28 protein-coding genes and 2 pseudogenes are annotated in these 26,985 nt (G+C 57.5%); 18 read left to right on the forward strand and 12 right to left on the reverse strand.

Translation table 11 applies throughout. The features are described from left to right. Positions 1 to 14: 14 nt before the first annotated feature. Positions 15 to 431, reverse strand: coding sequence for a VOC family protein (locus JJB74_RS12670; RefSeq protein ID WP_200592224.1), 417 nt, complete (start codon positions 429 to 431; stop codon positions 15 to 17). 190 nt (positions 432 to 621) lie between these two features. On the opposite strand from JJB74_RS12670, the gene JJB74_RS12675 reads away from it, so the two are divergent. The 4 genes and pseudogenes from JJB74_RS12675 (at position 622) to JJB74_RS12690 (ending at position 3,959) form a co-directional block, all read left to right on the forward strand. Then, a complete protein-coding gene (locus JJB74_RS12675) occupies positions 622 to 1,347 on the forward strand; it encodes a ribonuclease activity regulator RraA (protein WP_200592225.1) in 726 nt (241 codons plus the stop codon). 37 nt (positions 1,348 to 1,384) lie between these two features. Continuing rightward, a pseudogene (locus tag JJB74_RS33220) lies at positions 1,385 to 1,555 on the forward strand (2-hydroxycarboxylate transporter family protein); the annotation flags it as partial. Positions 1,556 to 1,795: 240 nt separating this feature from the next. Next, on the forward strand, positions 1,796 to 2,851 hold the full coding sequence (locus tag JJB74_RS12685) for a purine-nucleoside phosphorylase (RefSeq protein ID WP_200592226.1): 1,056 nt from the start codon (positions 1,796 to 1,798) through the stop codon (positions 2,849 to 2,851). A gap of 37 nt (positions 2,852 to 2,888) precedes the next feature. Beyond that, positions 2,889 to 3,959, forward strand: a complete 1,071-nt coding sequence (locus tag JJB74_RS12690; RefSeq protein WP_234484138.1) for a purine-nucleoside phosphorylase — start codon at positions 2,889 to 2,891, stop codon at positions 3,957 to 3,959. Positions 3,960 to 4,019: 60 nt separating this feature from the next. On the opposite strand, the gene JJB74_RS12695 is transcribed toward JJB74_RS12690, so the two are convergent. Together JJB74_RS12695 and JJB74_RS12700 are read right to left on the reverse strand one after the other, a co-directional pair. After that, the gene (locus JJB74_RS12695) at positions 4,020 to 4,448 is read right to left on the reverse strand and encodes an organic hydroperoxide resistance protein (RefSeq protein WP_200592227.1); all 429 of its coding nucleotides are present in this window, start codon (positions 4,446 to 4,448) and stop codon (positions 4,020 to 4,022) included. 92 nt (positions 4,449 to 4,540) lie between these two features. Beyond that, a complete protein-coding gene (locus JJB74_RS12700) occupies positions 4,541 to 4,999 on the reverse strand; it encodes a MarR family winged helix-turn-helix transcriptional regulator (protein WP_200592228.1) in 459 nt (152 codons plus the stop codon). 142 nt (positions 5,000 to 5,141) lie between these two features. Between JJB74_RS12700 and JJB74_RS12705 the strand changes: the two genes are divergently transcribed. Then, positions 5,142 to 6,374, forward strand: coding sequence for a M20/M25/M40 family metallo-hydrolase (locus JJB74_RS12705; protein ID WP_200592229.1), 1,233 nt, complete (start codon positions 5,142 to 5,144; stop codon positions 6,372 to 6,374). 1,935 nt (positions 6,375 to 8,309) lie between these two features. Beyond that, the gene (locus JJB74_RS12710; RefSeq protein WP_200592230.1) at positions 8,310 to 8,618 is read left to right on the forward strand and encodes an EthD family reductase; all 309 of its coding nucleotides are present in this window, start codon (positions 8,310 to 8,312) and stop codon (positions 8,616 to 8,618) included. A gap of 57 nt (positions 8,619 to 8,675) precedes the next feature. On the opposite strand, the gene JJB74_RS12715 is transcribed toward JJB74_RS12710, so the two are convergent. Continuing rightward, on the reverse strand, positions 8,676 to 9,911 hold the full coding sequence (locus JJB74_RS12715; RefSeq protein ID WP_200592231.1) for an ankyrin repeat domain-containing protein: 1,236 nt from the start codon (positions 9,909 to 9,911) through the stop codon (positions 8,676 to 8,678). A 657-nt stretch (positions 9,912 to 10,568) separates the two neighbouring features. Between JJB74_RS12715 and JJB74_RS33230 the strand changes: the two genes are divergently transcribed. From JJB74_RS33230 to JJB74_RS12730, 4 genes are read left to right on the forward strand one after another with little or no spacing between them, the layout of a single operon-like run. After that, complete coding sequence (locus tag JJB74_RS33230; RefSeq protein WP_234484139.1) at positions 10,569 to 10,718, forward strand: hypothetical protein; 150 nt, start codon at positions 10,569 to 10,571, stop codon at positions 10,716 to 10,718. Beyond that, positions 10,715 to 11,104: a hypothetical protein gene (locus JJB74_RS12720; protein ID WP_200592232.1), complete on the forward strand. Its 390-nt coding sequence runs from the start codon at positions 10,715 to 10,717 to the stop codon at positions 11,102 to 11,104. The genes JJB74_RS33230 and JJB74_RS12720 overlap by 4 nt, the downstream gene beginning before the upstream one ends. Next, positions 11,101 to 11,358 (forward strand): DUF5985 family protein, encoded by a 258-nt coding sequence (locus tag JJB74_RS12725; protein WP_234484140.1) that lies wholly within the window; start codon positions 11,101 to 11,103, stop codon positions 11,356 to 11,358. The genes JJB74_RS12720 and JJB74_RS12725 overlap by 4 nt, the downstream gene beginning before the upstream one ends. Beyond that, the gene (locus tag JJB74_RS12730) at positions 11,351 to 11,626 is read left to right on the forward strand and encodes a DUF5985 family protein (RefSeq protein ID WP_234484141.1); all 276 of its coding nucleotides are present in this window, start codon (positions 11,351 to 11,353) and stop codon (positions 11,624 to 11,626) included. The genes JJB74_RS12725 and JJB74_RS12730 overlap by 8 nt, the downstream gene beginning before the upstream one ends. A gap of 176 nt (positions 11,627 to 11,802) precedes the next feature. Here JJB74_RS12730 and JJB74_RS12735 read toward each other — a convergent pair whose 3' ends face one another. From JJB74_RS12735 to JJB74_RS12755, 5 genes and pseudogenes are all read right to left on the reverse strand, one after another. Beyond that, positions 11,803 to 12,966, reverse strand: coding sequence for an MFS transporter (locus JJB74_RS12735; protein WP_234484159.1), 1,164 nt, complete (start codon positions 12,964 to 12,966; stop codon positions 11,803 to 11,805). A gap of 1,058 nt (positions 12,967 to 14,024) precedes the next feature. Next, positions 14,025 to 14,660, reverse strand: coding sequence for a hypothetical protein (locus tag JJB74_RS12740; RefSeq protein WP_200592234.1), 636 nt, complete (start codon positions 14,658 to 14,660; stop codon positions 14,025 to 14,027). 908 nt (positions 14,661 to 15,568) lie between these two features. After that, positions 15,569 to 16,633, reverse strand: coding sequence for a GTP pyrophosphokinase (locus tag JJB74_RS12745; protein WP_200592235.1), 1,065 nt, complete (start codon positions 16,631 to 16,633; stop codon positions 15,569 to 15,571). A 439-nt stretch (positions 16,634 to 17,072) separates the two neighbouring features. Continuing rightward, the gene (locus JJB74_RS12750; RefSeq protein ID WP_200592236.1) at positions 17,073 to 17,699 is read right to left on the reverse strand and encodes a tyrosine-type recombinase/integrase; all 627 of its coding nucleotides are present in this window, start codon (positions 17,697 to 17,699) and stop codon (positions 17,073 to 17,075) included. A 104-nt stretch (positions 17,700 to 17,803) separates the two neighbouring features. After that, positions 17,804 to 17,941 (reverse strand): annotated as a pseudogene (locus tag JJB74_RS12755) (YaiI/YqxD family protein); the annotation flags it as partial. 325 nt (positions 17,942 to 18,266) lie between these two features. Between JJB74_RS12755 and JJB74_RS12760 the strand changes: the two are divergent. Then, positions 18,267 to 18,485, forward strand: coding sequence for a hypothetical protein (locus tag JJB74_RS12760; protein ID WP_200592237.1), 219 nt, complete (start codon positions 18,267 to 18,269; stop codon positions 18,483 to 18,485). Positions 18,486 to 18,824: 339 nt separating this feature from the next. Here the strand turns inward: JJB74_RS12760 and JJB74_RS12765 are convergent, their stop codons facing one another. Then, positions 18,825 to 19,064 (reverse strand): hypothetical protein, encoded by a 240-nt coding sequence (locus JJB74_RS12765; protein ID WP_200592238.1) that lies wholly within the window; start codon positions 19,062 to 19,064, stop codon positions 18,825 to 18,827. Positions 19,065 to 19,276: 212 nt separating this feature from the next. Between JJB74_RS12765 and JJB74_RS12770 the strand changes: the two genes are divergently transcribed. The 3 genes from JJB74_RS12770 (at position 19,277) to JJB74_RS12780 (ending at position 21,478) form a co-directional block, all read left to right on the forward strand. Further along, entirely contained in the window at positions 19,277 to 20,386 is a 1,110-nt protein-coding gene (locus JJB74_RS12770; RefSeq protein ID WP_200592239.1) for an alpha/beta fold hydrolase, read from the forward strand. A gap of 265 nt (positions 20,387 to 20,651) precedes the next feature. Further along, positions 20,652 to 21,137 (forward strand): MerR family transcriptional regulator, encoded by a 486-nt coding sequence (locus JJB74_RS12775; RefSeq protein ID WP_200592240.1) that lies wholly within the window; start codon positions 20,652 to 20,654, stop codon positions 21,135 to 21,137. Continuing rightward, positions 21,071 to 21,478 carry a carboxymuconolactone decarboxylase family protein gene (locus tag JJB74_RS12780; RefSeq protein WP_200592241.1) on the forward strand — a complete coding sequence of 136 codons (408 nt, stop codon included), beginning with the start codon at positions 21,071 to 21,073 and terminating at the stop codon, positions 21,476 to 21,478. The genes JJB74_RS12775 and JJB74_RS12780 overlap by 67 nt, the downstream gene beginning before the upstream one ends. Before the next feature lie 256 nt (positions 21,479 to 21,734). Here the strand turns inward: JJB74_RS12780 and JJB74_RS12785 are convergent, their stop codons facing one another. Both JJB74_RS12785 and JJB74_RS12790 read right to left on the reverse strand, forming a co-directional pair. Then, positions 21,735 to 22,535, reverse strand: a complete 801-nt coding sequence (locus tag JJB74_RS12785) for a class I SAM-dependent methyltransferase (protein WP_200592242.1) — start codon at positions 22,533 to 22,535, stop codon at positions 21,735 to 21,737. Between the two features lie 357 nt (positions 22,536 to 22,892). Next, positions 22,893 to 23,519, reverse strand: coding sequence for a tyrosine-type recombinase/integrase (locus tag JJB74_RS12790; protein WP_200592243.1), 627 nt, complete (start codon positions 23,517 to 23,519; stop codon positions 22,893 to 22,895). Between the two features lie 110 nt (positions 23,520 to 23,629). Here JJB74_RS12790 and JJB74_RS12795 point away from each other — a divergent pair, with 110 nt between their 5' ends. From JJB74_RS12795 to JJB74_RS12810, 4 genes are all read left to right on the forward strand, one after another. Beyond that, the gene (locus tag JJB74_RS12795; protein WP_200592244.1) at positions 23,630 to 23,977 is read left to right on the forward strand and encodes a tripartite tricarboxylate transporter substrate-binding protein; all 348 of its coding nucleotides are present in this window, start codon (positions 23,630 to 23,632) and stop codon (positions 23,975 to 23,977) included. A 205-nt stretch (positions 23,978 to 24,182) separates the two neighbouring features. Next, positions 24,183 to 24,929, forward strand: a complete 747-nt coding sequence (locus JJB74_RS12800; protein WP_200592245.1) for a class II aldolase/adducin family protein — start codon at positions 24,183 to 24,185, stop codon at positions 24,927 to 24,929. 825 nt (positions 24,930 to 25,754) lie between these two features. After that, positions 25,755 to 26,174: an SRPBCC family protein gene (locus JJB74_RS12805; protein WP_200592246.1), complete on the forward strand. Its 420-nt coding sequence runs from the start codon at positions 25,755 to 25,757 to the stop codon at positions 26,172 to 26,174. 323 nt (positions 26,175 to 26,497) lie between these two features. Next, positions 26,498 to 26,914, forward strand: a complete 417-nt coding sequence (locus JJB74_RS12810) for a DUF3597 domain-containing protein (RefSeq protein WP_200592338.1) — start codon at positions 26,498 to 26,500, stop codon at positions 26,912 to 26,914. Positions 26,915 to 26,985 lie beyond the last annotated feature (71 nt).

Raw genomic sequence — 26,985 nt, forward strand, 5'->3', positions numbered from 1 at the left:
CGCTCTTGAACGGATCACGCGGCGCTGATCATCCAGCCGATGCCGAAGCGATCGGTCAGCATGCCGAAACATGGCGACCAGAAAGTTTTCGTCAACGGCATGCGTACCTGACCGCCTTCGCCCAGCAGAGCGAATACGCGCCTGGCCTCGTCCTGACCGGTCAACGACAGGGACAGCGAAAAGCCGTCGAAACGCGCCCCTTCCTCGCAACCGTCCGAAGCCATGATTACCGACTGCCCGATGCGGAAGGAACAGTGCATCACCTTGTTCTCGAACCCGGCCGGCACCATGCCGGGCGGCGGCGGTTCGGGATTGTCGCTGTAGCGCATCAGCATTTCGGTCTGCGCGCCAAGCGCTTCGCCATAGAACGCGAGCGCTTCCTCACAGCGGCCATTGAAGAACAGATAGGGTTGCAGCAACGCGTCTGACATGAGGCCTCCTTGCCCAGTTGGTGAAAACGGAAATGGAACGTCGGCATGCTACCTAGCGTTTGCGATAGCGTCCATGGAAACCGTCGGCCGCCACGGTCTGTCTCATCCACCACCGCGCTGCGCCGCTCGAGGATCCCCGCAGTGCTACAGTTCCCATAACAATTTTTTCCAACCCCCACGAAAGGCCACCATGGACGTTTCTCCGCTGCCACTCGATGCCGAACTGATGCGCGTGCTGTCCGGCATCACCACGGCGACCCTGACCACCGTGCTGTTGAAGAAGGGCTTGCGCAATGTCTGGATGCGCGGCGCCATGCCGCTGCGCGCCGATACCCCACGGCTGGTGGGCCGCGCCTTCACGCTGCGCTTCGTGCCGGCGCGCGAAGACCTGGCCACGCCCGCTTCCTGGGGCAACCCGATCTCAACGCGCGCCGCGATCGAAGCCATGCCTGCGGGCTGCATCGCAGTGGTGGATGCGCTCGGCGTCACCGATGCCGGCATCTTCGGCGACATCCTGTGCATGCGCATGCGCAAGCGCGGCGTGACCGCGCTGGTAACCGATGGCGTGGTGCGCGACATCGCCGGCGTCGAAGCCACCGGGCTGCCGATCTGGTGCGCCGGCACGGCCGCGCCGGCATCCGTGACCGGACTCACCTTCGTCGGCTGGCAGCAGCCGGTGGGCTGCGGCGGCGTGGCGGTGTTTCCCAACGACGTAATCGTCGCCGACCGCGACGGCGCGGTGCTGATACCGGCGGCGCTGCTCGAAGAAGTCGTCACCGCCGCGGTGGAGCAGGAAAGACTGGAGACCTGGATCATGGGCGAAGTCGATGCCGGCGCTGCGCTGCCAGGCCTGTACCCGCCGAATGCGGACAACCTGGCGCGGTATGAGTCCTGGAAGCGAGGCCAGCCGAGCTGATGCAGGTATCCATGCGCTGAAAGCCGATTGAAAGATTGTGTATCCGATCGAAGCGGCGATCGTCAACGCCTGCCACAGCGGCCAGAGCGGCACCGGCGACGTCGCGATCCTGACCCCGGCCAATCGCGTGCCGTTGATGCCCTTCGCGCAAATTGCCAGCCGCATCGGCGGCGCCATCACGGTTGCGCTGACCTTGCTGGCGCTGTCACGGCTCGTGCAACACTGCTGCGCCATCGCAGGGAATGAAGGCCGCGCTTGCACACAGCGCGGCTATTCTCATTGCGCGATTCGGCGGCAGCTTCTGACGCTTGCGCACCGCGACGGTGAGCCGCCCCTCCTTTTGTCGGCCAGTTTCCGCCGGCACAGCATTTGCTCCTTTCTGTCCCGCCGTCACGAACAACACTGGCTTGTGTGCCAGGAGTTGTAACAACCACGACAGGGGAGATCGATGCGCAAGATACCCGGCCCGCGAGGGCGCCTCATTCCCGCCTACCTGAAACTGGCCTGCGCGCTCGGCGTTGCCTGCTACGCCGGCGCCGGCGCGCAATCACCGGCGCCGCGTCAGGTCAAGGTGCTGATCATCAGCATGTTCGCGCCCGAAGCACAGCCCTGGATCGACAAGATGGCGCTGACTCAGGCCATCACCGTGCCCGGCCTGTCGGCGACCTATCCGCAGGTGCGCTGCAATGCCGCCGACGTATGCCAGGTCACTACCGACATGGGCAAGGCCAATGCGGCATCGACGATGTCGGCGCTGGTCTACAGCAGGCAGTTCGACTTCAGCCGCACCTGGTTCCTGGTAGCCGGCGTCGGCGGCGTCGATCCGCGCAAGGGCACGCTGGGCAGCGCTGCCTGGTCACGCTGGCTGGTTGACTGGGATCTGTCCTGGGAAATCGACGCCCGCGACAAGCCTGCCGCCTGGCCCACCGGCTACCTGGGTATCAATACCGACGCGCCCGGCAGGAAGCCGCCGCCGGACTATGGCTCGGAAGTATTCCGTCTCGATGAAGCGCTGTTGCAGAAGGCGTTGGCGCTGTCGAAGACGGCGCAGCTTGCCGACTCGGCGCAGGCGCAGGCTTACCGGGCGCGCTACGGATCCGCGCCGGCGAACGCGCCGCCGGCCATCATGCAATGCGATTCCCTGACCGGCAACAACTGGTGGCATGGCGAGCTGCTCGGCCAGCGCGCCCGAGACTGGGTGCGCCTCTTGACCGACGATGCCGGCGACTACTGCATGACCGCGCAGGAAGACAATGCCACCTACAAGGCGCTGCAGCGCGGCGCGCAAGCCGGCAGGCTCGACATCGCGCGCGTGGCCGTGCTGCGTACCGCCGCCAACTTCGACCGCCCGTATCCGGGCCAGACGCCGCTGCAATCAATACAGGCCGACTCGGGTGGATTTGCGCCGGCCGTAGCCAACCTGGTCGCGGCAGGACGCCCGCTGGTGGACGACATCGTCGCCAACTGGGAGGCATGGAAGGATGGCGTACCGGCTGTGCGCTGAAGCGCCCGGATCAGCGAAGGACCACCGGAGATCACCCATGCGCAAGACATCCACACAGTCGCCGCACCGTAAGGCAAGCTCGCTTTGCACTGCTGTATTGGCCGCCGGACTGGCACTGCTCGCCGGCTGCGGCAGCAGCGAGAACGCGCAGTCGGCCGCCATGGCGCCGAAGCTCATGATCATCAACATGTTTGCTGCAGAAGCCGCGCCATTCCGTCAATCGCTGAACCTGACGCAGCGCATTACGGTCGGCGGCTTATCGAGCCGCTATCCCGAAGTGCTGTGCAGCGAGGATGGCGTGTGCCAGGTCGTCACGGACATGGGCTATGCCAATGCGGCCTCGTCAGTTGCGGCGCTGCTTTACAACAGCGCTTTCGACCTGCGTAACACTTACTTTCTTATCGCCGGCATCGCCGGCATCAATCCGAACCAGGGCACGCTCGGCTCGGCTGCCTGGGCGACCTACCTGGTTGATTATGCGCTGTCGCATGAAATCGATGCGGGGGAAATGCCTACGGGCTGGAACACCGGCTACTTCGGCATCGGCAGCGCATCGCCGCAGCAAAAGCCGCCCTTCGATTACCACACCGAAGTCTTCCAGCTCAATGCGGCGCTGGCGAATCGGGCTTATACGTTGTCAAAGAATGTGGTGCTGTCGGATTCGCCGGAAGCACAGGCTTTCCGCGCGCGCTATGCACAGGCGCCGGCGAACCAGCCACCGCGCGTGATCGCCTGCGACAGCGTCTCCGCCGATACCTGGTTCGCAGGCAAGGCACTGGCCACGCGCGCAGAGGAATGGGCAAAGCTGCTGACCGATGGCGCCGCCACCTACTGCACCACGCAGCAGGAAGACAATGCCACGCTCGAGGCGCTGCGGCGCGGCGCGGCCGCCGGCAAACTCGACCTCAAGCGGGTCATGGCGCTGCGTAGCGGATCGGACATGGACCGTCCCTATCCCGGACAAAGCGATGCGGATGTGCTGGTGAACTATGCGTCGCAAGGCGGCTTTGCGCCGGCCACGCGGAACCTGGCGCTGGCGGCTGCGCCGGTGATACGGGAGATCGTGAACAACTGGGATACGTGGAAAGCGGGCGTGCCCGCGCAGTGAAGGCGCGCAGGCCCGGGAGAGATGGTCCATGGCATGGACGCCACGGACCATCGATTGCGATCAGGTCCTCACATGCAGGCGCACGTCGATGTTGTTGCGGGTGGCATTCGAATACGGGCAGACGATGTGCGCCTTGTCCACCAGGCCCTGCAGCTGCTGCTGGTCCATGCCCGGCGCGGTGATGGTCAGGTCGACCTCGATGCCGAAGCCGGTTGGAATCTGGCCGATGCCGACGTCGCCGGTCACGGTCAACTCCTTCGGCAGCTGCACCTTCTGCTGGCCGGCGACATATTTCAGCGCGCCGAGGAAGCATGCGGAATAACCGGCTGCGAACAGCTGCTCGGGATTGGTGCCGTTACCGCCGCCGCCGCCGAGCTCCTTCGGCGTGGTCAGCTTCAGATCCAGCACGCCATCCGAGCTCTTCGAGCTGCCCTCACGGCCGCCCTGCGAAGTTGCCTGAGCGCGGTACAAGACTTTTTCGATTGCCATTGCGTTTTCCTTTTTCATGATTCCGGCGGATTTCCATGGCTCCCGGGCGCCGGCTTGTCGGGAGCGCAGTGTCTGCTGCCAGGCTGCGCAGCTCATTGCGCCTGCGCGACCAGGCGGTCACGCAAGGCGATCAGATCGTTTTTCATTTGCGCAAGTTCCGCATTCGAGCATCCGGTGGCATCGATGACCGCGGCCATGATGCGCTTCGCATGCTCCTTCATCGCCGCGCCTTCATCGGTCAGGCCGATGACGACCTGTCGCTCATCGCTGCGCGATCTGCTGCGCGTGACCAGACCTGCTGCCTCCATGCGCTTCAACAGCGGTGTCAGCGTGGCCGAATCGAGCAGCAGCGGCTCGCCGAGCTCGCTGACCGTGCGTTCATCCTGTTCCCACAACAGCATCAGCACCAGGTACTGCGGATAGGTGATGCCGAGCTCCTGCAATAGCGGACGGTAGACCTTGGTCATCGCCAGCGAGGCCGAGTACAGCGCGAAACAGAGCTGCTCCTGCAGCACGGGCACGCGGCGGCTTGCGGTTTTGTTCTTGCTCATGCGGATGCATATTAGATAGCACGCGATCTAATTGCAAGCGATTTTGATAAGGTTCATTGATCCAGTCGTGAGCGGCCGCGCGGCAAGCCATCGCGCCAGCGGCGATAATGGCCGCCTTCAAGAGCGCAAGGAGAGCATTGCCATGGCTGCAGTTCAGGACCGCATTACCGCGTGGATAGACGCGCACTTCGACGAGGAAACCGCCTTCCTGCAGCGCCTGGTGCAGATTCCCACTGACACCCCGCCCGGTGACAACGCGCCACATGCGCACGCCGTCGCAGCTGAACTTGAAGCTTTGGGCTGGGAAGTCGAGCGCCATGCGGTGCCCGAAGCCGAAGTCAGGGGCTACGGCCTCGCCAGCCTCACCAACCTGATCGTGCGCCGCCGCTATGACGCCGGCGGGCCGACGATTGCGCTGAATGCGCATGGCGACGTGGTGCCGCCCGGCGAAGGATGGAGCAAGCTGCCGTACGGCGGCGTGATCGAAGATGGCAAGCTGTATGGCCGCGCCGCGGCGGTGTCGAAATCGGACTTCGCCACCTACATTTACGCCTTGCGCGCGCTGGAGGCGGCCGGCGCGCCGCTGCAGGGCACGGCCGAACTGCATTTCACCTACGACGAGGAATTCGGCGGCCTGCTCGGTCCGGGCTGGCTGCTGAAGCAGGGCCTGACCCGTCCGGACTACCTGATCGGCGCCGGCTTCAGCTATGCGGTCGTCACCGCGCATAACGGTTGCCTGCAATTCGAAGTAACCATCCACGGCAAGGCCACGCACGGCTCGATTCCCGAAACCGGCCACGACGCGCTGCGGGCCGCGACCGCCGTGCTCGATGCCATCTACAAGGCCGCGGATGGCTTGAAGGTGAAGCGTTCATCCATCGCCGGCATCAATCATCCGACCATGATCGTCGGCCGCATCGATGGCGGCACCAATACCAACGTGGTGCCCGGCAAGGTAGTGCTGCGCATGGACCGGCGCATGATCCCGGAGGAAGACCCGGTACAGGTGGAAGCCGAGGTGCGCGCGCTGATCACGCAGGCAGTGGCTGGCCTGGCAGGCATCCGCGTCGAGATCCGGCGCCTGCTGCTGGCCCATGCGCTGCGGCCACTGCCGGGCCACGAGCGGCTGTCGGCAAGCCTGCGCCGGCATGCGAGCGAGATGTTTGGCGAAAGCATTGACGAGATTGGTTCCGCGCTTTACACCGATGCGCGGCTCTACAGCGAGCGCGGCATTCCGGCCGTGTTATACGGCGCAGGGCCGCGCACGGTGCTGGAGTCGAATGCCAAGCAGGCCGATGAGCATCTGGTGCTGGAAGACCTGCGCGGCGCGACGAAAGTGGTGGCCCTGACACTGCTCGATCTGCTTGCGGCATGAACCGCGAGGGACGATGTCGCCGAGGCGGCTCTTCCGCTCTTCACTGCCGACGTCTTCACGCTCGACGCCCGTTCAGGAGCTGGACTCTTCTTCGTCTTCGTCATCATCTGGGGGCAGCTCGGGAATGGCGTCAGCGGTAACGGCGGATCATTACGCGCCCCCTCATGCGATGCCGCTGTGCTACGCGGCGCTTCGATGCCTGCGGCGGTGTTCGTGGGCGCGGAGCCAGACGCTGTGGAAGTCGGAGCCAATTCCTTCATCGATGCTTCGATCAGGGCAATGATTTCCTCATCGCCGGTTTCCTTCGCCATGTCGAGCGCGGTTTGGCCGTTTGCATTGCGTATCGTCAGCTGCATCGGCAAGGTGTGCTTGATGGCGAGCAGCTCCTTCATCACGTTCGGCATACGGAAAAAGATGGCAGACATTAGCGCAGTGAATTTTTTCAATCCTGTGGAGGCAGTGACCTGCTCTAGCGCAACGTCTGCAAGAAGCAGCTTCACGACCGCTGCACTTGCGCCGAAGGATATAGCGTGATGAATCGGAAGCCCGCTGTTACCATCTGCCGCGCTCAGTCTTTGCTCCCTGCTCCTGAGACTCAACAGCAAGCCGGCGACCTCAACAGCGCCTGATATCGCAGCACGGTGCAGCGGCAGTAAACCCTTGTTCGAGCTCTGCATTCTCAATGCACCGTCTTCATCGTCGAACTGCAGTATCAGCTTTGGAGCCGCTGCGTCGCCATAGCACGCGGCATGATCCAGCGGCCTCAAGCCCTTATCGTCCGCGAGCAAGAGCGAGTTCTTTCCCGTTTCGGTTTGCAAAACCTTACCGAGCATTTCGTGCAGGTGAAGCCGGATCAGCACCGAAGTGAAGGCTTGGCCGTTGGGCCATCGCTTTGCCATCAATCTTTCTGCACCCACATTCGTGCAGACAAGATGCAGCATGGCGGTCCATTGACGCCTCACATCCTGTTCGGGCAGCTCACAGGCAGCATCGATGCTTGCCACGCCAAACCGGATTTTTTCCTCTTGGCTCAGCTCCTTATAAACCTTCATCCATGCGTTGTAGTTCCGGATGAGTTGCTTTGCCCGCGAAAACACTGCTTCGCCCTCAAGGGAGCGCGCCTCGCCGGCCCCTATGGAAGACGCTTGTGCCCCTGAGCTCGTCTGCCCCGGAGCGGCTGGCTGCAGCGCCGGCGCACCAGTGTAGCGATCTGCCGTCGCGGTAGACACAGGCATAGGCCCAAAGTTGGTTTTGGGTTCGGGCACGGCACGGGGATCATGCGAAGCGCTCGACGTGATGGAAGGACGGCGTGTGACGGAAACCCTAGGGATCAACGGAGGTTGCGGCTCGGCAGGCTGCTGTAGCGTTAATGCCATACCGGAAGAATGCGCAGTGAATGGAAAATTAAAAGACCCCGGGGCAGGAGTGCTAGTCGCAGGTGGGAAGAGAACTAAACCTGGGTTCGGACCGCCACCAGTCAGGAACAGCGAAGCGTTCGCCGGTGTATTGATGGCCGCAGTGCCGCCCGGACTGGCATTGCGGCTATTCTCTGGCTGCCGATTGTTAGAGTCGCCGTATTGCTGGTATCGAGATTCAGTGTCGGAAACCCCTGAGGTTCGCTTCATTGCTTGCCAAGCCTCTCGAAAAAGTAAAAAGCTCCAGTAACACGTTAATCCGCAATGTTCCGTATCACTGATCCCGGTACCGGGGTTCAGTGTTCGCCAGTGCGTGTGCCGCGTCTGGCTCCTACGACCGCCAGCATGCGCGAGCCGCAATTGGCAACGGCAATACTTCGATCAATATCGCGATGCCGTGGCGGAATTCCATGTTGTAATCGCGTTGGCCGTATTTGCGAAGCGTGCGCAGTTTGCGGTTCGCAGCCCGGCGCCCAAGACCCTGGCAGAAAAGGGATACCCAACCGAAGAGGAGGATGACATGGCAAAGCTGATCGTGTTGTACAAACAGCCGCAGGATGAAGCGGCATTCATGCGGCATTACTTCGATGTGCATGCGCCGCTGGCCAAGCGCATACCCGGGCTGCGTTCCTATGAGGTGAGCGAAGGCGGCGTCGCCGCGCCCGGCGGCGCTTCCGGCGTGTTCCTGGTGGCGATGCTGGAATTCGATTCGATGGCGGCCCTGCAGGAGGGCATGGGTTCATCCCAAGGCCAGGCCGCGGTAAACGACCTGCCGAACTTCGCGGGCGCCGGTGTCGATATCCTGATGTGCGACACCAGGAAGCTGTAGGCCGGCACGGCATGCCGAGCGTTGTCCGGGCGCTCGGCAGCGCAAGCGATGTGCGGATCAGAACAGGTCAGCACCATATGTCGCAGGGTCGAAGTCATCAGGCTCCGGCATCGGCGTTTGCGGAAACGGGGTCAGCGGCACCGGCTTTTCGGCAGGCCCCTGCTGCGCGGCGTTGCCGGCATTCGAGGAACTTGCGCTCGCGTTGCTCATGCCGGTGCTGGCAGAGCTTGCCGAGGAGGATGGCAATTCCTTCATCGCTTCGTCGAGCAGCGCAATGATCTCGGCATCGCCGGTTTGTTTCGCGACGTCGTACGCGGAATGGCCAGCGGCATTGCGCATCGTTAGCTGCTGTGGCAATGCGGGTTTCACAGCGAGCAGCACTTTGACTGTTTCAATATCGCATAGCTCCACTGCGCACATCAGCGGAATGGACTTGCTTATGTTCTGAGAGAGAACCTGTTCCACCGCACAGTCTTCGAGAAGCTTTCTGATGATCGCGCCGCTCGACCCGCTGTTGATTGCGCTATGCAGAGGCAACCCACATCTCGCACTGGCGAGTCTCTGTTCCCTTCCCATGCAACTCAGCAACAGGTCGACCATATCGTCCTCCGCCATTGCTGTTGCCGTATGAAGCGGTACCTGCCCACTGCGAGCTCTTTGCACCCTGAGCGTTCCATGTTCGTCGTCACAGTTCAGGATCATCCTGACCGCATCATGATTACGAGCCTGGAGTGCAAAAATCATTGACGACGCCTTGGAGACGGAGACATCTACGAGAGACTTCTTCACGGCTTCAATCTCGAGGACCCTCGCCAAAAGATCGTTGAGATGAAATGACGCTAGGACGGTGACCAAAACCTTCGCTTTCGATGAGTTGAGCAGAAGCGCCTCGGTGCCGATATCACGGAGCATCCGCTGCACCCTCCCCCTCCATTGAGACTTGACTAGTTCGGATGAATCGCAGAGCAGCAGAAAGGTGGCTATCCCATATCGCTCACGCTCCTTGCCTTGCAATTTTGAATAGGTGGCCCAGTAGCCATTCCAGTCTTTCATCGCACTAGCTACGCTGTGCATCAGCGCCTTGTCCAGAAATACGTCTGTCTCCGCGCCGGCTGGAACTGCTGCGCCCGACGGCGCGGGTGGTAGCGCAACGTTGCGGTTGACAGGCGTTGGCATACTGCTGCCATGCGATCCCGCGGGCGTGAAGCTGTTCGGCGCGGCAATCGATATTGGGGGGGCGCCATCGGCGGCATACGCATGGTCATGCCGGGCGGTGACGCGTGCAGCATCCAAGGCGGCTGCAGTGCAAGCATTCCAGGCCCTGTAGCCGATGGAGCCGATCTGAAATGCGGGAAGGGGTGGGGAACGACAGGATACATACCGGCTGGCGCAGCCGGCGCAACCGGCGGAGGCGGCGGGAAGGACGGCAAGCCTGAAGTCGCCCTCTCGCCGGGCTCAGTTTTGATAGTCGGGAGGCCGACGCGTACATTGCCCTGCACGCCGCCGTTCTGTCCAGTATAGGTTGAATCAGGGCTCTGCCCATTCCGATTCTGATACGGCTGGCTGTTGCACGGATTTTCTGACTCCGGTCCGGTTCGCTTCATCGCAGTAGATTCCTTTATGGAAAAGAGCCGGTTTCGTAACGCAACACAGTAAGCGGTTCTTTCCACTCGGCAGCGAATCGCATGGCCGGCGTGGCGCATCCGAAAGAAGGCAATGCCCGCCGTGCCGGCGTCGTAGTGCCCTTCCGCGATGAAGGCAGCCAGAATCCAGGTCCAAAAGCTTGATTCAACGCAATGGCCTTCCGTGAGCGAGATGCGCTATAGCAACAGACGCCCTATACTCGCAGCCCGCGCGTCGCCAATTCGCGCCGCGCCCGCGACTCGGCCGCAGGCACTAGCCCTGGGCCCGCAGAAGTCCACATTGCAAGCCTCTTTGCAGACCAGCCTCATGCACGACACGGAAAAGCTCCACACCGCTACCGGCAACGATGCCTTTTGCTCCCCGCGCATGGACGTGGAAGGCTTGCCCTTGTCCGGCACGGTGCGCCGTGCTCGTCCCACGGTACGCTTGCGGCGCTGTACACCGGTGCGCCCATGAGCCCGAATGCCCTGACCGACGACTTGCGGCGCCTGATCTTCGCGATACCGTCGATTCCCCATCTCGAAGCGCTGCTGCTGATGCGGCGCGAGCCGCAGGACTGGGAAGCGCCGAGGCTGGCCCAGCGCCTTTACCTGCCGACCGAGCGCGCCGCGCACATCCTCGCGGACCTGCTCGCGGCGCAACTGTGCAGCCCGGTAGAAGACGCGGCCGGCGCTTACCGTTACGCGCCAGCGCCGGAAACCGAAGCGCTCGTTGAGAGCCTGCAGCGCTACTACAGCAGCCATCTGATCGAAGTCACCAACATGATCCACACGAACTCGCGGCCGCATTCCCGCATCCGGGAATTCGCCGACGCCTTCAAGTGGCGAAAGAGGAAGCCATGATGCAAGCGTTCATCTACGGCCTGTGCGGCCTGACTTCGCTGCTGTGCGCCGCGCTGCTGTGGCGCAGTTATCGCAACAGCGGCTACCGCTTGCTGTTCTGGAGCGCGCTATGCTTCACCGGACTGACGCTGACCAACGGCGTGCTGATGCTGGACAAGTTCATTTTCCTGGAAACCGACCTGCTGCTGGTGCGCTTGTCCTTCGGCTTGCTGTCCCTGCTGCCATTGCTCTATGGGCTGATCAACGATGAATGACTACACCGGCATCGCGCAGATGATGATCGGCGCCATCGCCACGGGCGCCTTTGTCATCGGCGCCTTCTTCATGCGCTTCTGGCGGGTGACGCGCGATCGCTTCTTTCTGCTGTTCGCGCTGTCCTTCTGGATCGAAACCGTCAACCGCGTGCTGCTCGGCGCGGTGCCGATGTGGCGCGAAGACACGCCGGCTTATTACCTGTTGCGGCTGCTGTCCTATGCGCTGATCCTGTTCGCCATTCTTGACAAGAACCGCAGGAAGGAATGAGCCACGCCATTCGGCAATGGAGGGGTTGGGCTCGTAGGTTGGGCTGCCAAGCCCAACGGAACTTCTAACGCCCGCGGGCTTCATCGCTGAGGATTCTTCCGTAGGTTAGGCTGCCAAGCCCAACAGAAAGGTCGATCCCGTGCGAACTCACGTTGGACTTCCCTCGTCAGCCCAAGCTACCGATTCACCGTCTTCGCCGGCAGCAACAGCACCAGCGCCGCGCCGATCAGCAGCGCCGACGAGGTGAACATCAGTCCTGCCTGCTGCTTGCCCGTGATGTCATTGAGCCACCCAACCACCGAAGGCGACACGAAACCAGCGAGATTGGCGATGCAATTGATCGCCGCAATGCCGGCCGCCGCGGTCATGCCGCCGAGGAAGGCGGTGGGCAGCGACCAGAACTGCGAGCTTGATGCCATGCTGCCGATGGCGGCAATGCTGAGCAGACCGAGCGCCATTGCCACGCTGCTCGCATGGGGAATCCCGAACAGCGCTACCGCGGCCAGTAGCATCGGCAGCGCGCAATGCGCGCGCCGGGCACGTGTGCGGTCCGCGCTAAAGCCGATGAAGGGCAAGGCCGCCAGCGCGAAGCCGTAGGGAATCGCCGAAAGCAAACCGACCGATATCATGTCGCTCACACCGGCATTCTTCACGATGGTCGGCAGCCAGAAGGTGATGCCGTACTGGCCCATCACGACGCAGAAATAAATCGCCGCCAGCAGCCACACGCGCTTGTCGCGCAGGAAGGAGGCCACGTTGGCATGTTCCACCTTTTCTGCCGCCTCGCTGGCGATATTGGCTTGCAGCAGCGCCTTCTCGTCCGGACTGAGCCACTTGGCCGCCGCGATGCTGTCGTCGAGATAGCGCAGGATGGCGATGCCGAGGAACAGCGACGGCACGGCTTCGAGCATGAACAGCCACTGCCAGCCCTGCAAGCCATGCGCGCCGCCCATCGTCTGGAGGATATAGCCGGACAGCGGCGCACCGACGATATTGGCCAGTGGGATCGCCATGAAGAACAGCGACAACACCTTGGCGCGGCGCTTGCTCGGGAACCAGTAGGTGATGTAAAGGATGACGCCGGGCGCGAACCCCGCCTCGGCCGCGCCGAGCAGAAAGCGCATCGCATAGAACATGGTCGGCGTCGATACGAACGCGAAGCTCGCCGAGATCGCCGCCCAGGTCAGCATGATCCGCGCCAGCCAGCGGCGCGCGCCGTACTTGTGCAGGATCAGGTTGCTCGGCACTTCAAACAGGAAGTAGCCAAGAAAGAAGATGCCGGCGCCCAGGCCATAGATGGTGTCGCTCCAGGAATTATATTTCCAAGGAAAACTAGACAGTGAGTGCGTGAGTGAGTGGGTGAGTCGGGTCCATCGAGGCAAAAGGCCTAACTGTCGCTCAAGCTAGCATGGTCCACTAGACACCATTCTTTTCGACATACTGTCGATTTCCCACTTTCATTTGGGTCGCGCGGCCTGTTCTAATCAACTAAACCTTTATCTAGTCAGAGCGCGTTTCGCGAGTACAAGCGCAGGGCTAGCATACCGGTGTTAAGAGGACGCGGTGCAGCTTGAAACGGCAAGGCGTGCGCCCGGTCTGCATGCGCTCGTACCGGGTGAGACTCGCTTCCGCGTGAAGCTTGCCGGTGGCGCCAAACCTACGAGACCGGCGTTTCAATGGCTGGCAGCCAAGTGTCACCTCTGGGCCAGCGATGTCACTTTTCTCGCGACTGGAGAAGGATGGCGATCAGCCACGTTGGACTTGGCTAACCGACGCATCGAAGGCTGGTCGCTGCCGGATCAAATGCCGAATGACCTCGTCTGACAGCACTTGCGCAGCGCTTACTCACAGCGTGAGCCGCCACTGGATTTGATCTTACAATCCAGCAAGGGAGCCAATACGCCAACTGGACGTGCCAACAATAGGCCATATTTTTCGGCATGATGGACTCAACGAGTCTACGCGCCAATGCTTGGGACAATGCCCCGCTGGAAAGCTTTTTCAAAACGTTATAGCTTGAAGAGATTCATGAGCTGCGCTGCGAAACGCGAGTCCAAGCGCGCCTGGGACATCTTTGATTGGATTGAAGGTTATAAGAACCGTTAACTACTGTATGTCTCAACCTGAACCGGAAAAGCACCACGTTGCCGTCCACACGTCTGAGATGCAGCGAAAGCGGACATTTTTGCAATTGGTTTTTTTGTCAGATGCGTGTCAGCCTCCCGTAATCTCCATCAGAAATTTAATGAACTAACAAGCATGGACATTGTGTGGAACAACTTCCATGAGCAATCAAACTCACCGTTGTAATTTCGAAGCATTCACTTTTGCCCACAAAGCCAACTTTTTACAAGCATACCTATTTATTCGCACCCATCCTTCAACTGGAAAGCTCTATTTATTTCCTGATCGCCAGCAAACACCTGGGGCATGTGTAATTGGCATTGGCGCATTCATCAAGATACTTTTCGGCCAAACACTGGAACTGTTCATATCCTTGAACGCTTTGCGTAGACAAAACAATGCCACGCTTTTGGTATGCACTCGTGGGTCTATTCTGTTTATAACTCACACCATCCCGACGCTCCGATAAAAACCCATCTTCAAACTTGGCAATAGTGACCGCTTTGTAGAAACTGACAAGCAGATACAGCCATTCACATGCCGAAAGTCTCTCCTGCATAAACATGTCACGAAAAAAAGAAAGCGGAACGTCATGGTCGACTGTTGGAGCGCATTCCGCCTTGGTCGAACTAAGTGGAATGTCCTTCAGCGGCCAAAAACGAATGAACGTACCGGCGACAAATTTTGGAAGGTCATTGCCATATAGGCTGGCACCATGCGCGTGATACAAGGCACCTAAATACGCAAGGAAAACAGCAAGGTCACGTAGGCGCGCTATGGTTTGCCTGTGTTCCGCTACTGAATGATAACGGCACTGTAAGTCCTTTTGTGAATACAATCGAATTGGATTATCGCGCCCCCAGCGTTTTCGTCGCTCGTCCAGCTCTTGTTTCCGTTCAGACGTCAACATCTCACAGTCCTCTCTCACATATTCCGGCATACCGGTCTAGTTTATATCACTGAACGCGAACCTCAGCGATAACCGACATCACTTCATTTCCATAGTACAATAACGCCGCTGATTCATCCAAAATAATATGTTTCCAACATAACGCTCCTGATTGAACGCGTTCACTTATATGCCTTTGGAACTTATCTCACTACTCGACACCTCCCATTTTGCAACATTCCTTGGTGGGGCCTGTATCGGCGCTGCGGGCACTTACCTTGCGGACCGGTTCACGGATCAAAGGCGAAACAGTGAAGCGAGGTCCCGGAACCTGAAGCAGTTCAGGCGCATTGAGAAACATATGCCGGATTTATTTTCGGAATTTCGTAAAGACTTAGCGGAACGGCCCGAATTAGCCATCAGAGAATTTGTTTTACTTCCGAGCCAGAACGTTATTTTTAACCACGGGCAGCCGCGGTTCGTGTATTTCGAATCTGATTATTTGGCCCTAAAAAACTTGGTGTCACTGCTTGTACAGGCCGGTTACGTTAGTATTGTCCGATCTACAGATACACCGATCTATCAACTAAACGAACACTTCGTAGAATTGCTTCAAATAGCACGCGTACCAATCGGCGTGCAAGCACAAGGCTAATTTACAAAGGAAAAGGAATCGGCGAGCGGTTTAACTACTCTTTGATCTTACAAAACGAGTGAGCAGCTTATGTTACCTTGCCGTAGCAGTCGATGACGTGCATAAGATAGCCGAACAAATAGAGGTATAGCGTTCAGCCGGTGAGCATCTCCGCGAAGGCTAGATGCAGGGTGTACTCCACCCAAAACGCCTTGGACATCGAGTTTCTGCATTCACACATACTCGAAACTCTAGAATGAAGCCAAGGCGCGAAGCGATTCGGCTTAAAAAACTGTCAGCCTTCACGGGCAAGCCAGGCATCAAATCGCTCTCTGGCTACGTTAGTTAATGCGTCATGAAAGGCAACTCTGTCTTGCTTATAAAGACAGTGACGAATGATAGTATAGGGATTGAGTGAATCGTCCGGGTTGTCCCTCTCGAACTCAGCTTGATATCTCCTTACTGCGGTTATATTTTCTCCAACGAACGAATTCAAGTCGCGACGAGTAATGTTGGGGCACATTTTTACGATGTCTGCAGTGAACCCATCGACCTTATGTGGCTCGAACTCAAACGCTCGGAAGAAGTGCTTAGCTATGCGCAAGAGTCCGAAAGCGTTGAGCTGAAGGCGTGTATTAGACGGTCTTGGCGTTTGCTGAGACTGTGCCGGGTCACGCTGCTCGGGTTCGTCTTCCTCTGCCATTTGGATTTCATGGAGAGTCGCTTCACGAATTTCCTTGAACTCTCTGTCGGCCAGCTCAAACAGGGCGGCAAGCGTATTGATACGTCGTTTCAGGTTGTTTGGTATGGCTTTTTTATACTTTATCTTGTGATCCAGTACGCTCCAAGAGTCTTGAACAATTGTTCGCACTTGAATCTCAAAGGCTAGGTCGGCGTAAACTTGATACTCTTCTGCTGTGCTGCGTGGTGGCCCAAGCTTTACATCTAAATGCAGCCCCTTGTATCCAAAGTTACTCTCTGTGCTCTCAATTGCTGCAATTTTATCAGTCACATCGATCACTGAGAAATGATGCTCGATGACTTCCCTGATACGTTCAATATCGTCCTCATATAGGCAGACGATGCGTATTCCAATAAGATCGGAGATATGATCTTTAATCGCATACCCATTACCTCCCTTTTCAAGGTCGGTGCGATACTTTAGGTTGAATTTTCGAATGCACTCTTCACGATCTTTAACCCGACCTTCAATCTTTGAAATCTCGACGCCTTTTGAACGAATCACAAGCGCGGTGAGAAGAGCGATGTACGAGTCTTTTGCATCCTCCATAAGTTTCAAGTGTGTACCGTAATAGTCGCGAAACTCGGTCTTTTCGCGTTCGAAATCTGTTGATGCCACTCAGGCTCCCTTATGAAGGCAAAGTTTTTATTAGTTGCAAGACGCTAGATTAACACGGCCAATTTTAGCTCATTACGAGGCCAAAGATATCGCGAGCCGCAGCGATGGAAGGTTGTCCGCAAATCTAGTGAGGTATCCTTTTGGGTTTAAAGCTCTCTTTGTCCGTCGAGCCCAATCTATCTGCCGGCCAATGAGGATGTTTTCGCCAATTTTTCTTGCAGTTCTCCCCCCTTCCGCCTCTCCCTTGTTTGCCGCTATGCTGAAACCATGCCGTTTATGTATCAAAAACGTCTCGCTCTGTGCGGTGATGACGGTTTATTAGCCGTCTTCTGCATTTATCGAAAACCTTGGAAACGTCCGCTGTCAGTCTTTGGTATCGCTAGCGCCCTTCCCTCCACTGAGAAGGCGCTTGCTTTTGTCGACGCCAATCTACGGTGATTCAAACTTCCGTATTTTCAGCGATTTCTAGTGCATCGTCGACTTCAATGCCGAGATATCGAACGGTGCTCTCCAACTTGGTATGACCGAGCAAAAGCTGCACGGCCCGGAGGTTCTTCGTCTGTCGGTAGATCAATGTTACTTTCGTCCGGCGCATAGTGTGCGTGCCATAGGCAGCACGATTTAGTCCAATCGATTCGACCCAAGATGCAACGATACGAGCATATTGCCGTGTCGTGATGTGGTCATCTACTACTATGCAGCTTGGGAAGAGGTAGTCTCGCGGCAACAGATGCGCTTGATTGATCCACGCGGATATTGAAGCACGCGTCTGTTCAGTGATCTCGAATTGGACTGGGCGATGAGTCTTCTGTTGCATCACTGTTGCCCGAGGCAGAATACGCGTGCCCAGCGCTATGTCGCAGACATGCAATTTTACGAGATCGCATCCACGCAGTTTGCTGTCAATCGCAAGGTTGAAAAGAGCGAGATCCCGGATTCGCTCGGCAAGCTGGAGCCGAATACGAATAGCCCAGATCTCTTTTAGTTTCAAAGGCAGCTTTTGGCCTATCAACTTGCCCTTGTTCCAAGGGATGCAACCCTGGTTTCCGAGAGGCGAGGCGTTCATGTGAGTCTCCTTGAAGAAGTGGAAGGAAACTCATTCTGAGCCCGTCGTAACAAGCAGGGCTGGGCAAGTCCTACAGCAGTCTCGATACCGATTTGAGCCGTAACACGGATGAAACGCGAGCCCGGCACGCAGAGCAACTGATTGGCAACCAGCGTGGCCTTGAGATGCAAGCGTTCAGTGATCCGAAACAGGATGTCCCTGATGACGGCGGTACAAGCGTCGGCGTCGACCCAGATCTGCATGACGAATCCGACGAAATTGGAAGACGCATTGTAAGGCAGGCAGTGCAGCAAATGCGATGCGCCAGCGGCGGGTATGTGCTGGATCTTGGCCAACACCAGGTACAGGTCTGTCTGGCGCCATCCGGCACCCGGCAAATGCAAAGACTGCGAAACCTTCAGCAGAAAGTCCGGGCGCTGCTGCGTGAGCCTTGGTTTTCTACCACCCGGGATCAATGGAGCAATGCCGTATCGGGTTCCGGCACGGTCTGTGCTGTGTCTCCATCGAGCGCGAAAACGATGCTCGAAACTCAATCGACAGACTTTTTACTGACCCAGGAGAACCGCCATGAAGACGCTGATGATCAAAGACCTGCATGTCACGCACGAACCGGATTACGAAGCAAAACCAGGCATTCGCCCCTTGTCACCCGAGCAGTTGAAGCTGATACATGGTGGACGGACCGTAAGCGCTACGGTCGACGGCAGGCCCGGTGGAACCGTGAACGACTTCGATATAAACATGGCAATCTTCGAAGGACGCATCAGCGGCCCGTACCTGCTGTAAGCCAGGCCGGCGCTGAAAGGACCGATATGGCTGAACACATTCAGGAATGCGTAACGACTAGTCGGCTGAAGGGATGCGGCGCAATGCGCCGCATCCCTTATGCGTTTGCATCTTGAGAAGTGCCTGCACATGAGTCCGCTGTGGCCAAAAAGAGTGGCTTCAGGCCATCAGCTTCGGCCACGTCCATCCCCGACCGGCAGTGCCCCCCAGTGAGCAAACTGAGGATTTTTGCCGGACTCACCTACTCCTGTCGTGCTTCGTATGGCAGGTAAAAATCCGCATTAGGCTACAGCGGTGCTCGCCATTGGTGAACGGCTCGCCTTTTGCACGGCTGGCTGTCTAGTCCACGCTGCCCTTGCCGGTGTACTGCGCCACGGCCAGATAGGGAAACAGCGGGCGCGAGCGCTGCGCTCTGGGTTCTCCTGCGCCTACGGCAACCCTAGCGACCGGCCCACGGGCTTGCCGGCTGCCACCGATGGCGGCTGGGCAAACGCGCTGCGGCCCTGGCCCCGGGGTGGTGTGCGCGCCACCACGGCGTCGGTGAATGTTCCCGACGCGGCGCCGCGGCGCCAGATTCATGCAGCAAACTCCCATGGCGAGCACACGATCATCAGGAAGATCATGGATGATGTACGAAGGCAGAATGTCTTTGATGTTTCACAATTTTCTCTATGCCCCATGTTTTACATTTGCATCATGCCTCATGAAACATTCGTGAGAAACGGAAATCCGGCTGTTTGCCTCTCAAAGCGCAATTACCGGCGTAACTCAACCACACACATTGGTCCTGCATGCCTGACACCAGAGATACCAACAACGAAAATACCAGTCTCGAGGCGGCTGCCTCATTCAATTACCTCATAAGCGCGAGGAACCTCATATCCGACACGGAATTCGGAGAAGACATTGGCGATGTCACTTACCTGAAAGTACCGAAGGGCGAAATCGCGACGCCTCAATACCAGATCGACAGGCAAGACTGGGTACTGGAGGTCAGGGACATTGCAGACAGCATTGCCGATCACAGCCTGGGGCCGACAGGAGATGTTCTTGTATTCGTTCATGGCTATAACAACAGTCCCGAGACTATCAGGGACCGGCATGAAGTGCTGCAGGAGTATCTGGCTGTTGAAGGCTGGGGCGGCATCGTCGTTTCGTATGACTGGCCATGCGGGGACGACACCCTCAATTATTTCGGCGACCGTAGCAAGGCAGCCCTGACGGCACATTATCTTGTCGACAATGGCATTCGCCTGATCGTGGAAGGGCAGACGAAATACGGATGCGAAACCAATATTCATCTCCTGGGCCACTCCACGGGAGCGTATGTGATCATGGATGCATTTGCCGCCGCAAAGAAGGTCGGCAGCTTCTATGACAAGCCTTGGCGGGTTGCGCAAGTGGCCTTTATTGGCGGTGACGTCGCGGCTAACAGCCTTGACGCAGACAGCGACTGGGGAACGCCGATGTTCGAGAGGATCATGAGGCTTACCAATTACTCCAACGGTTTTGACGATGTCCTTGCGATCTCAAATGCAAAGCGTCTTGGAACCGTCCCGAGAGCGGGACGCGTCGGACTGACGGAAAACGCGAATCCGAAGGCAGTCAACGTAGATTGCAGCAGTTATTTTCAGCATCTTGATCCTGCCTCGCAAACGGTAAAGCTCGGCTGGTGGAATCACACTTGGTTCCTCGGGAATCACAACTGGACGCGCGATCTGGCGATGACATTGGAGGGACGGTATGACCGACGCGTATTGCCTACAAGGGAAGAAGTCAACGGAAGGCTTGTTCTTACAGAAGGGACGAGGCCAAGATTCGAGTCCGAATGGCGCAGGCTCGTCAATCCCGTTGCGGCTGAGTTGCGGCCGGGTTCATCGAATAGGCAGGCCATCGTCTGAGGTGCCGCCAAAGCGGCAAACCGGGAAAAACATGGTTCTTCGCCGATCCGCGGAGTGAGCAACGGACGCAGGACAGTCCCTTATTGCTTTGGGAGGAACGCGAAAGTTCGACCCAAAGCAGACAGCGAGCTTGCCGTAAAGCGGCCATCTGACGTTGTGTCCTCGACGCGACGACATGCCATTCGCAGACCCCCGCATCAAAGAAAGCTGACACGGCGTTGTGCTTGACTTAGAGTGCACTCGAAGTCCTAACCTCGGGTCTGTCATGTCGAAATCTCTAACGATCGGTCAGGTGGCCACAGCCACTGGTGTTTCCGCGCATACGCTGCGTTACTACGAACGAGCGGGCCTGCTCCGTGCGGTCGGGCGAACCGCTGCCGGACACCGGCTGTATTCGCCAGCCGATTTGAACTGGCTTCAGTTTGTCATGCGTCTGAAGGCGACGGGAATGACGATAGCTTCTATAAAGGCGTTCTCTGAACTACGCGCACAGGGCGACTCTACATACGATATGCGGCGCGAGATGCTTGCTGCGCATCGGGACACGGTTGTCGAAGGTATCGCTGAACTGAAAGCCAATCTTGCTGCAATTGTGGACAAGATCGCTTGGTACGAGGCCGCAATAAGGAATGTGGCGCGACATGACGACAGTTTTCAACCAAATCAACAGGAAAAGGACCCGTCATGGATACCAGATTCGACGCAACGCACGCGAAGCAAGACCGCTACACGCAGGGATGGCAAAAGCTAAAGCAAATCGACGGTGAGGTCGGCGAAAAGGTCGTTGCGGCGCTCGCCCCCATTGCTCCAGACTTCAGCCGCATGCTGATCGAATTCGGCTTCGGTGACATCTATAGTAGGCCACAGCTCGATCTCCGCGCCCGAGAGATCGCGACAATCGCGGCATTGGCCGCGCTCGGCAATGCACAACCGCAACTAAAAGTGCATATCGAGGCGGCGCTGAATGTCGGCTGCACACGTGATGAGATCGTCGAGGTGTTCATGCAGATGGCACTCTATGCGGGCTTTCCGGCAGCATTAAATGCGTTGTTCGCCGCAGATGAAGTGTTTGCCGCGAAGAGCGTCCAGTAGAGCTGGATAGCTTAGCCGAAGCTAGCTCGGGCAATTGTCAATTAAGCCGGACTCTCGTATGAAAGTCCGGCATTGGCCCGGAGGGGGGATTCGACCCGAAGCAGCCACTCGGCCTTTTGTTGCTGGCCGAAAACGGCCTGTCGAGACTGATATGCACGACCATTGCAACCAGCCAGCTTTGATTCGTCAGGCCCCCACCTTTCGGTCTTGGGGCCGGATTATTGATCGATGGATCGGCCGATCCGCCGATCCGCCGTCAGGGCTTGAGCGCCCGCGTGGCCAGGAAGGTCGGTAGGAAGTTGTCGATGACGAATCGGGGATTCGGCTGCCAATCTTCGTAAAACCCCGTCAGCACAAAACCAGCTTCCAGTTGTCCTGCGATTTGTCCGGTCAGACTATGGCCAAATACAAGTGGCTCACCGCGCTCCCGTTTGTCGTTCAGCGCCTTGGGATCCAAGTCTTCGAGGTCCGAATACGGCAGGGGAAAGCGCGGGTGTATGAGTCCCTGCTCAGCATGCCGTGGATCGCGGTCGCCAACGAATACCACGGGGTTATAAAAGCTGCTCAGCAGCGTACCGCCGCTTCGTAGTACACGAAAGCACTCACGCCACACTGGGTCGATATCGGGCACGTATAAATTGGATATTGGATGAAAGACCAAGTCGAAGGATGCAGCAGCGAATATGGACAGGTCGCGCATGTCGCCTTGTATGGTGAGTAGGTCCAGATCATCGCGCTGCGCAACCATGCGATCCTGCTGCAGTTGCAACTCGGAGGCATCAAAAACGGTGACCTGGGCACCGGCCGCAGCCAAGATGGGGGCCTGCTGGCCGCCTGCGGAAGCCAGGCACAATATGCGCAGGCCTTGTACGTGTTCGAGCCAGCCGGCAGGCAGGCGATTCGGCGTCAGGCGGACCTGCCAGCTGCCGTTGCGGGCGGAAGCAACTTCTTCCGCGCTGACGGGGCGAGACCACGCGCATTGCTGCTCGGCTTGGCGATCCCAGGACATACGGTTGTGGTTAAACACATCAACATCGTGAGTGGAAGTGTGAGGCATGGTGTTTTCCTTAAATAATCAGAAAACTGCCCGTGCTACTGTGGCCGCGACAACGGCGGAACCGCTTGACCCGACCGGGCCATGCAGGTATGCGGAAGCAATGATCGACTGAACACAAGTATGCGGCTGACAGATCGCGCGCAGGCAGCGATAGGCAGATGATGCTAGGGCATCAGCGCATTACTTGTTCATGTCATCATGCTCCGGTGGTGTGGAAGAGTGGGAAGTCTAGCATGCTGCTTGTGGAATGTGGGTGTTCGTGTTTCAGTATCAGCACCACTCATTAATTTTGGTGCGCATAGGTCCGCTTCTGGCCGGTAAGCGCCCTGCTTCACTGGGCCGCTTACCGACCGAGTGCTACACTTCTGTCTGCTCAGCTATTTCAAGCGCGTCATCAACCTCAATGCCAAGGTAGCGCACGGTGCTCTCTAGTTTTGTATGCCCGAGAAGGAGCTGGACGGCTCGCAGGTTCTTTGTCCGTCGGTAGATCAGTGTTGCCTTCGTCCGTCGCATAGTGTGCGTGCCGTAAGCTGATGCATCCAGACCGATTGATTCCACCCAGCCCGCCACAATGCGCGCGTACTGGCGAGTAGACAGATGCGGTGACTTGGCGACCCTACTCGGGAAAAGATATTGGTTGGAAGTGAGGTGCGCCTTCTCGATCCATGCGGTAACTGACTGCCGGGTCTGCTCGGTGATCTCAAACTGAACCGGCCGATGCGTCTTGTGCTGCATAACCATGGCGCGCGGCAGGACTGCCTTACCTTGGGCGACATCCAAAACACGCAAGCTCACCAAGTCGCAGCCACGTAGCTTGCTGTCGATGGCGAGATTGAACAATGCCAAATCACGCACTTTTTCGGCAAGCTGAAGCCTTATTCGGATTGCCCAGATCTCTTTCAGTTTCAGCGGAGCCTTCTGGCCGACAAGCCTACCTTTGTTCCAAGGCACCGATGCCTTGGGATGTTCGATATGGAAGTTCATGAGAGTCTCCTTTGATGAAAGGACTCTCATTGTGTTCAGGCAAACGGGCGCTCAACGCGCAGGACCTAATGGGAGGACAGATTTAGGCGTTGACAGATACGCAGAGCTCCGTGCTCCCATTGGCGCGGTCCGGGCGCATACGCGCCCTCGGGATCTTCTCCAAGAAGCGCCTGGCCGGCGCGCCCGAGGTTTCGACGATCGCAGAGGCCGGCGGCCCGCGGCTTGAATCCTCGACGCGGGTAATGTTCCTCGCCCTGGCCGGAACTTTCAAAGACATCGTCAACAAGATGTCGGCGCAGGTCTCCAACGCCGTGGCCTCGCTAGACATCAAGAAGCGGTTCGAGGAGCTGGGCATCGAGCCTGTGGCGGAAACGCCCGAGGAAGCCTCAAAGTTCCTCAACGACGAGATCGTCGAATGGGCGAAGGTTATCACGACTGCCGGCGTGAAGGCCGAGTAGCGCATCCCAGAGAGACGCCGGATGTCCGGCTCTCCGAAACAGATTTCTTCCATACGGTGATACAGTGGAGCCTGCTACTCAGGAAGCTCTTAAGCTAGGAGTTCGTTCATCAGCCCGATCAGCCTCAATCGGTTTTACACCATGATTGGCGGGCCCGACGACGTACACACCCCACTTTGACATTGCATGAGCAAGGACTGTTCGAATGAATCACGAAAACGATGAGGATTGGAGAGTCCGCGTTCATTTGGCAGCCGCGAACCGACTGGCGGTCTACGACGACCTGGAAGAAGGAATCGATAACCACTTCACAGTGCGTGTTCCGAATAAAGAAGATCGGTATCTGGTACTCCCGTTCGGCCAGCACTGGTCCGAAGCAAAGGCGAGTGACTTGATCGTATTTAACGAAGCCGGCGATGTTCTCGAAGGGAATGGAACTCTGGAACTCAGTGCGTTGAGCATTCACGCTCCTCTTCATCGAATCACTGGTGCCAATGTGGTCTTGCACACTCATCAGACATGGGCCTTAGCGCTAAACATGATGGAGGACAACCGCCTACTCCCTGGGAGCCAGACCGCAGCTTTTCTCACGCCGTACATTGCTTATGACGACGGCTACGCGGGCCTAGCTGCCTCGGTGAGCGAAGGCGAACGACTTGCCGCCATTTTAGGCACCAAGCAAATTCTTTTTATGAAAAACCACGGCGTTCTCGTGATCGGCGAGACGATCGCGCAGGCTTACCGACGTCTGTACAAGCTAGAGCGCGTTTGCCGTGCGCAAATATTGGCAATGTCTACCGGGCGGCCGTTAGCGGTACTTGACGAGGCGACTGTGGAGAAGGTGAGCCGACCAAATCCGCGCAACAGTCATTCGCAGGAAGAGCGCGAGGCGCTCTATTTCGCGGCTATGATGCGGGTGTTAGATCGCGAGATGCCCGGCTATGCGGATTAAAAACAAAGGTCAAGCGACTAGTCTTGGCTAGTCTATTTGCATTTGCTTACGACGCCGACTCCAACAACCCAACTTCAAGCCGTGTGCAAGGCCGTCTCGCCCACAAATGGACAGCTGATAGGGATTCGATCGAAAGAGGATTCGTTATCAAGAAGGTACGGCCATAGCTTCGAGATAGTTACCGGATTCGACACTCAATTGCCGATGCCTTTCTGCCTAACAGCGATGCATGCTGTCCACCACGGAAATCTACTTACACTCCACTAACAATGCACGACATTGGTAAGCGGTGGAAAAACTCCACGTGGATTGGCCAAGAGACGCTTCCGCTATCGAGTAAAGGTGAATATCCGCTTTGGCCGGGTGCTGCCTGAGTCGAAAAGTGCGATTCCGACCCGACGCGGACATTCATCAACATGCCTTGAAGGTCCGCTTTGTGCGCCAGAGCAGGCGGAAATTTAGAATTCTGCAAAGGAGCCGGCCTCGCCAGCCCCTCGCTTAATCTGTTGCTGTTCTTAAGTACCTTACTGCATGAGCACCTTTTCGTGAGGCGCTTCCCTTTCTTTCTTACCTGTTAATTAGCGGCTGGTTCCAACGGACGACGCTTCCAGGCACATGTGACGAAAGGACACGAGGCATGGCCCCCATAGGGGGAGCACGACCATCCGTAGGCACGGGGAAAAGAAAACGGGCGATGGTAAAGCCAGCAATGTAGTTGGTGGCATTTCATGAAAGAAATATCGCCTACTAAGGAGATTGACGAAGGTCAATCGCATAGGGACGTCTCGAGTTATTTTGATTGTACAAAACAAGGAAGCTGCCACTATGGAACAAGTCTATGTGAAGGAAGGGCTTCCTGCTTCTGCAGAAGCGGTATGGCAGTTGATACGGGATTTCCACGATATCAGCGCGTGGGCGTCAAGCGGACGGATTCTTGATGCCAATGGCGACGGAGTCGGCGCGGTGCGCCGCGTGCAGACGCCGCTTGGCCTAGCTGTGGAACGATGTGAGATGCATGACGAGCAGGGGTGCCAGTTTAGCTATGCTCTGCTCGAATCGCCATGGCCGCTTAAAAATTACGTCGCGACAGTCAAAGTGTCGCCTGCATCGGAATCACAGTGCAATATCGAATGGTCAAGCCAGTACGACGTTCCACCCGGCATGTCGTTAAAAGATGAGGTGGAAAAGATGTATCGCCATTCATTTATCAAAACATTGCGAAAGACGTTAAGTGCAAAAGCGTAATTAATGCGCAATAGTCTTTAGGCATATTGGGATTGGTATTAATCCAAGGGATGAAGTTCAAAAGCACTCCTGTGAAAGGGGTGGTATGTCATTGAGCATAATACGTACTTTCAGCGCGTTCCTTGCTAAAAGGCAAATGACCGCATGGCTCAACCCGATTGCCTAAAGCAACCTGTACGCAGGATATTTGGGAACGTAGTTTGCTAAAACTTGTCAATTTGATAGTCCCATTCCCGAACAGCAGGAATGGGATGAAATACCAGATGCATCCGTATTTCTTTACCGACCGCAGAAGTTCATCTAATCTTAAAGAGAGGCAACATATGGGCATACTAGGCAATATATTCCATAAAATCTTTCCTTCTTCCCATCCCGCTGTCGCTCAGGCAGATGCACCAGGCGCAGCTTCACCTGCTGCTCCAGAAGCTGGAAACACTGGGCCAGCCACTACGTCCGCAGCGGCACCGACGCAGAACATGCCGGAAGTCGATGTTGAACAAATCTTAAACGGCATGGCGCAGTCAAGCGGACAAACCCTTAATTGGCGTACCTCCATCGTCGACCTGCTCAAGCTGCTTGGTCTTGATAGCAGCCTGCAATCACGCAAAGAACTTGCCGGCGAGCTAGGTTATAGCGGTGACACGAATGATTCTGCCTCGATGAATATCTGGCTTCACCGTCAGGTAATGAACAAACTGGCCGCGAATGGCGGAAAGGTGCCCGCAGACCTCAAAGACTGACTTTCCGTAATCGACTGCATTGGGTCACGCCTGTCGTTGGTGTGGCCCTTGCCCGTTAGTCTGTTGAACTG

Source organism: Noviherbaspirillum pedocola, from assembly GCF_016632335.1.
GTDB classification, from domain to species: Bacteria; Pseudomonadota; Gammaproteobacteria; order Burkholderiales; family Burkholderiaceae_D; genus Noviherbaspirillum_A; species Noviherbaspirillum_A pedocola.

What these genes read in the sequence shown, in the direction of transcription:
- JJB74_RS12750 (WP_200592236.1), bottom strand. Translation starts at nt 17,699, where the DNA reads ATGAACGCCTCGCCTCTCGGAAACCAGGGTTGCATCCCTTGGAACAAG.
- JJB74_RS12685 (WP_200592226.1), top strand. Translation starts at nt 1,796, where the DNA reads ATGCGCAAGATACCCGGCCCGCGAGGGCGCCTCATTCCCGCCTACCTG.
- JJB74_RS12785 (WP_200592242.1), bottom strand. Translation starts at nt 22,535, where the DNA reads ATGCCTCACACTTCCACTCACGATGTTGATGTGTTTAACCACAACCGT.
- JJB74_RS12770 (WP_200592239.1), top strand. Translation starts at nt 19,277, where the DNA reads ATGCCTGACACCAGAGATACCAACAACGAAAATACCAGTCTCGAGGCG.
- JJB74_RS12775 (WP_200592240.1), top strand. Translation starts at nt 20,652, where the DNA reads ATGTCGAAATCTCTAACGATCGGTCAGGTGGCCACAGCCACTGGTGTT.
- JJB74_RS12730 (WP_234484141.1), top strand. Translation starts at nt 11,351, where the DNA reads ATGAATGACTACACCGGCATCGCGCAGATGATGATCGGCGCCATCGCC.
- JJB74_RS12800 (WP_200592245.1), top strand. Translation starts at nt 24,183, where the DNA reads ATGAATCACGAAAACGATGAGGATTGGAGAGTCCGCGTTCATTTGGCA.
- JJB74_RS12810 (WP_200592338.1), top strand. Translation starts at nt 26,498, where the DNA reads ATGGGCATACTAGGCAATATATTCCATAAAATCTTTCCTTCTTCCCAT.
- JJB74_RS12690 (WP_234484138.1), top strand. Translation starts at nt 2,889, where the DNA reads ATGCGCAAGACATCCACACAGTCGCCGCACCGTAAGGCAAGCTCGCTT.
- JJB74_RS12670 (WP_200592224.1), bottom strand. Translation starts at nt 431, where the DNA reads ATGTCAGACGCGTTGCTGCAACCCTATCTGTTCTTCAATGGCCGCTGT.
- JJB74_RS12700 (WP_200592228.1), bottom strand. Translation starts at nt 4,999, where the DNA reads ATGAGCAAGAACAAAACCGCAAGCCGCCGCGTGCCCGTGCTGCAGGAG.
- JJB74_RS12790 (WP_200592243.1), bottom strand. Translation starts at nt 23,519, where the DNA reads ATGAACTTCCATATCGAACATCCCAAGGCATCGGTGCCTTGGAACAAA.
- JJB74_RS33230 (WP_234484139.1), top strand. Translation starts at nt 10,569, where the DNA reads ATGCACGACACGGAAAAGCTCCACACCGCTACCGGCAACGATGCCTTT.
- JJB74_RS12725 (WP_234484140.1), top strand. Translation starts at nt 11,101, where the DNA reads ATGATGCAAGCGTTCATCTACGGCCTGTGCGGCCTGACTTCGCTGCTG.
- JJB74_RS12780 (WP_200592241.1), top strand. Translation starts at nt 21,071, where the DNA reads ATGGATACCAGATTCGACGCAACGCACGCGAAGCAAGACCGCTACACG.
- JJB74_RS12710 (WP_200592230.1), top strand. Translation starts at nt 8,310, where the DNA reads ATGGCAAAGCTGATCGTGTTGTACAAACAGCCGCAGGATGAAGCGGCA.
- JJB74_RS12760 (WP_200592237.1), top strand. Translation starts at nt 18,267, where the DNA reads ATGAAGACGCTGATGATCAAAGACCTGCATGTCACGCACGAACCGGAT.
- JJB74_RS12695 (WP_200592227.1), bottom strand. Translation starts at nt 4,448, where the DNA reads ATGGCAATCGAAAAAGTCTTGTACCGCGCTCAGGCAACTTCGCAGGGC.
- JJB74_RS12765 (WP_200592238.1), bottom strand. Translation starts at nt 19,064, where the DNA reads ATGAATCTGGCGCCGCGGCGCCGCGTCGGGAACATTCACCGACGCCGT.
- JJB74_RS12805 (WP_200592246.1), top strand. Translation starts at nt 25,755, where the DNA reads ATGGAACAAGTCTATGTGAAGGAAGGGCTTCCTGCTTCTGCAGAAGCG.
- JJB74_RS12720 (WP_200592232.1), top strand. Translation starts at nt 10,715, where the DNA reads ATGAGCCCGAATGCCCTGACCGACGACTTGCGGCGCCTGATCTTCGCG.
- JJB74_RS12705 (WP_200592229.1), top strand. Translation starts at nt 5,142, where the DNA reads ATGGCTGCAGTTCAGGACCGCATTACCGCGTGGATAGACGCGCACTTC.
- JJB74_RS12675 (WP_200592225.1), top strand. Translation starts at nt 622, where the DNA reads ATGGACGTTTCTCCGCTGCCACTCGATGCCGAACTGATGCGCGTGCTG.
- JJB74_RS12740 (WP_200592234.1), bottom strand. Translation starts at nt 14,660, where the DNA reads ATGTTGACGTCTGAACGGAAACAAGAGCTGGACGAGCGACGAAAACGC.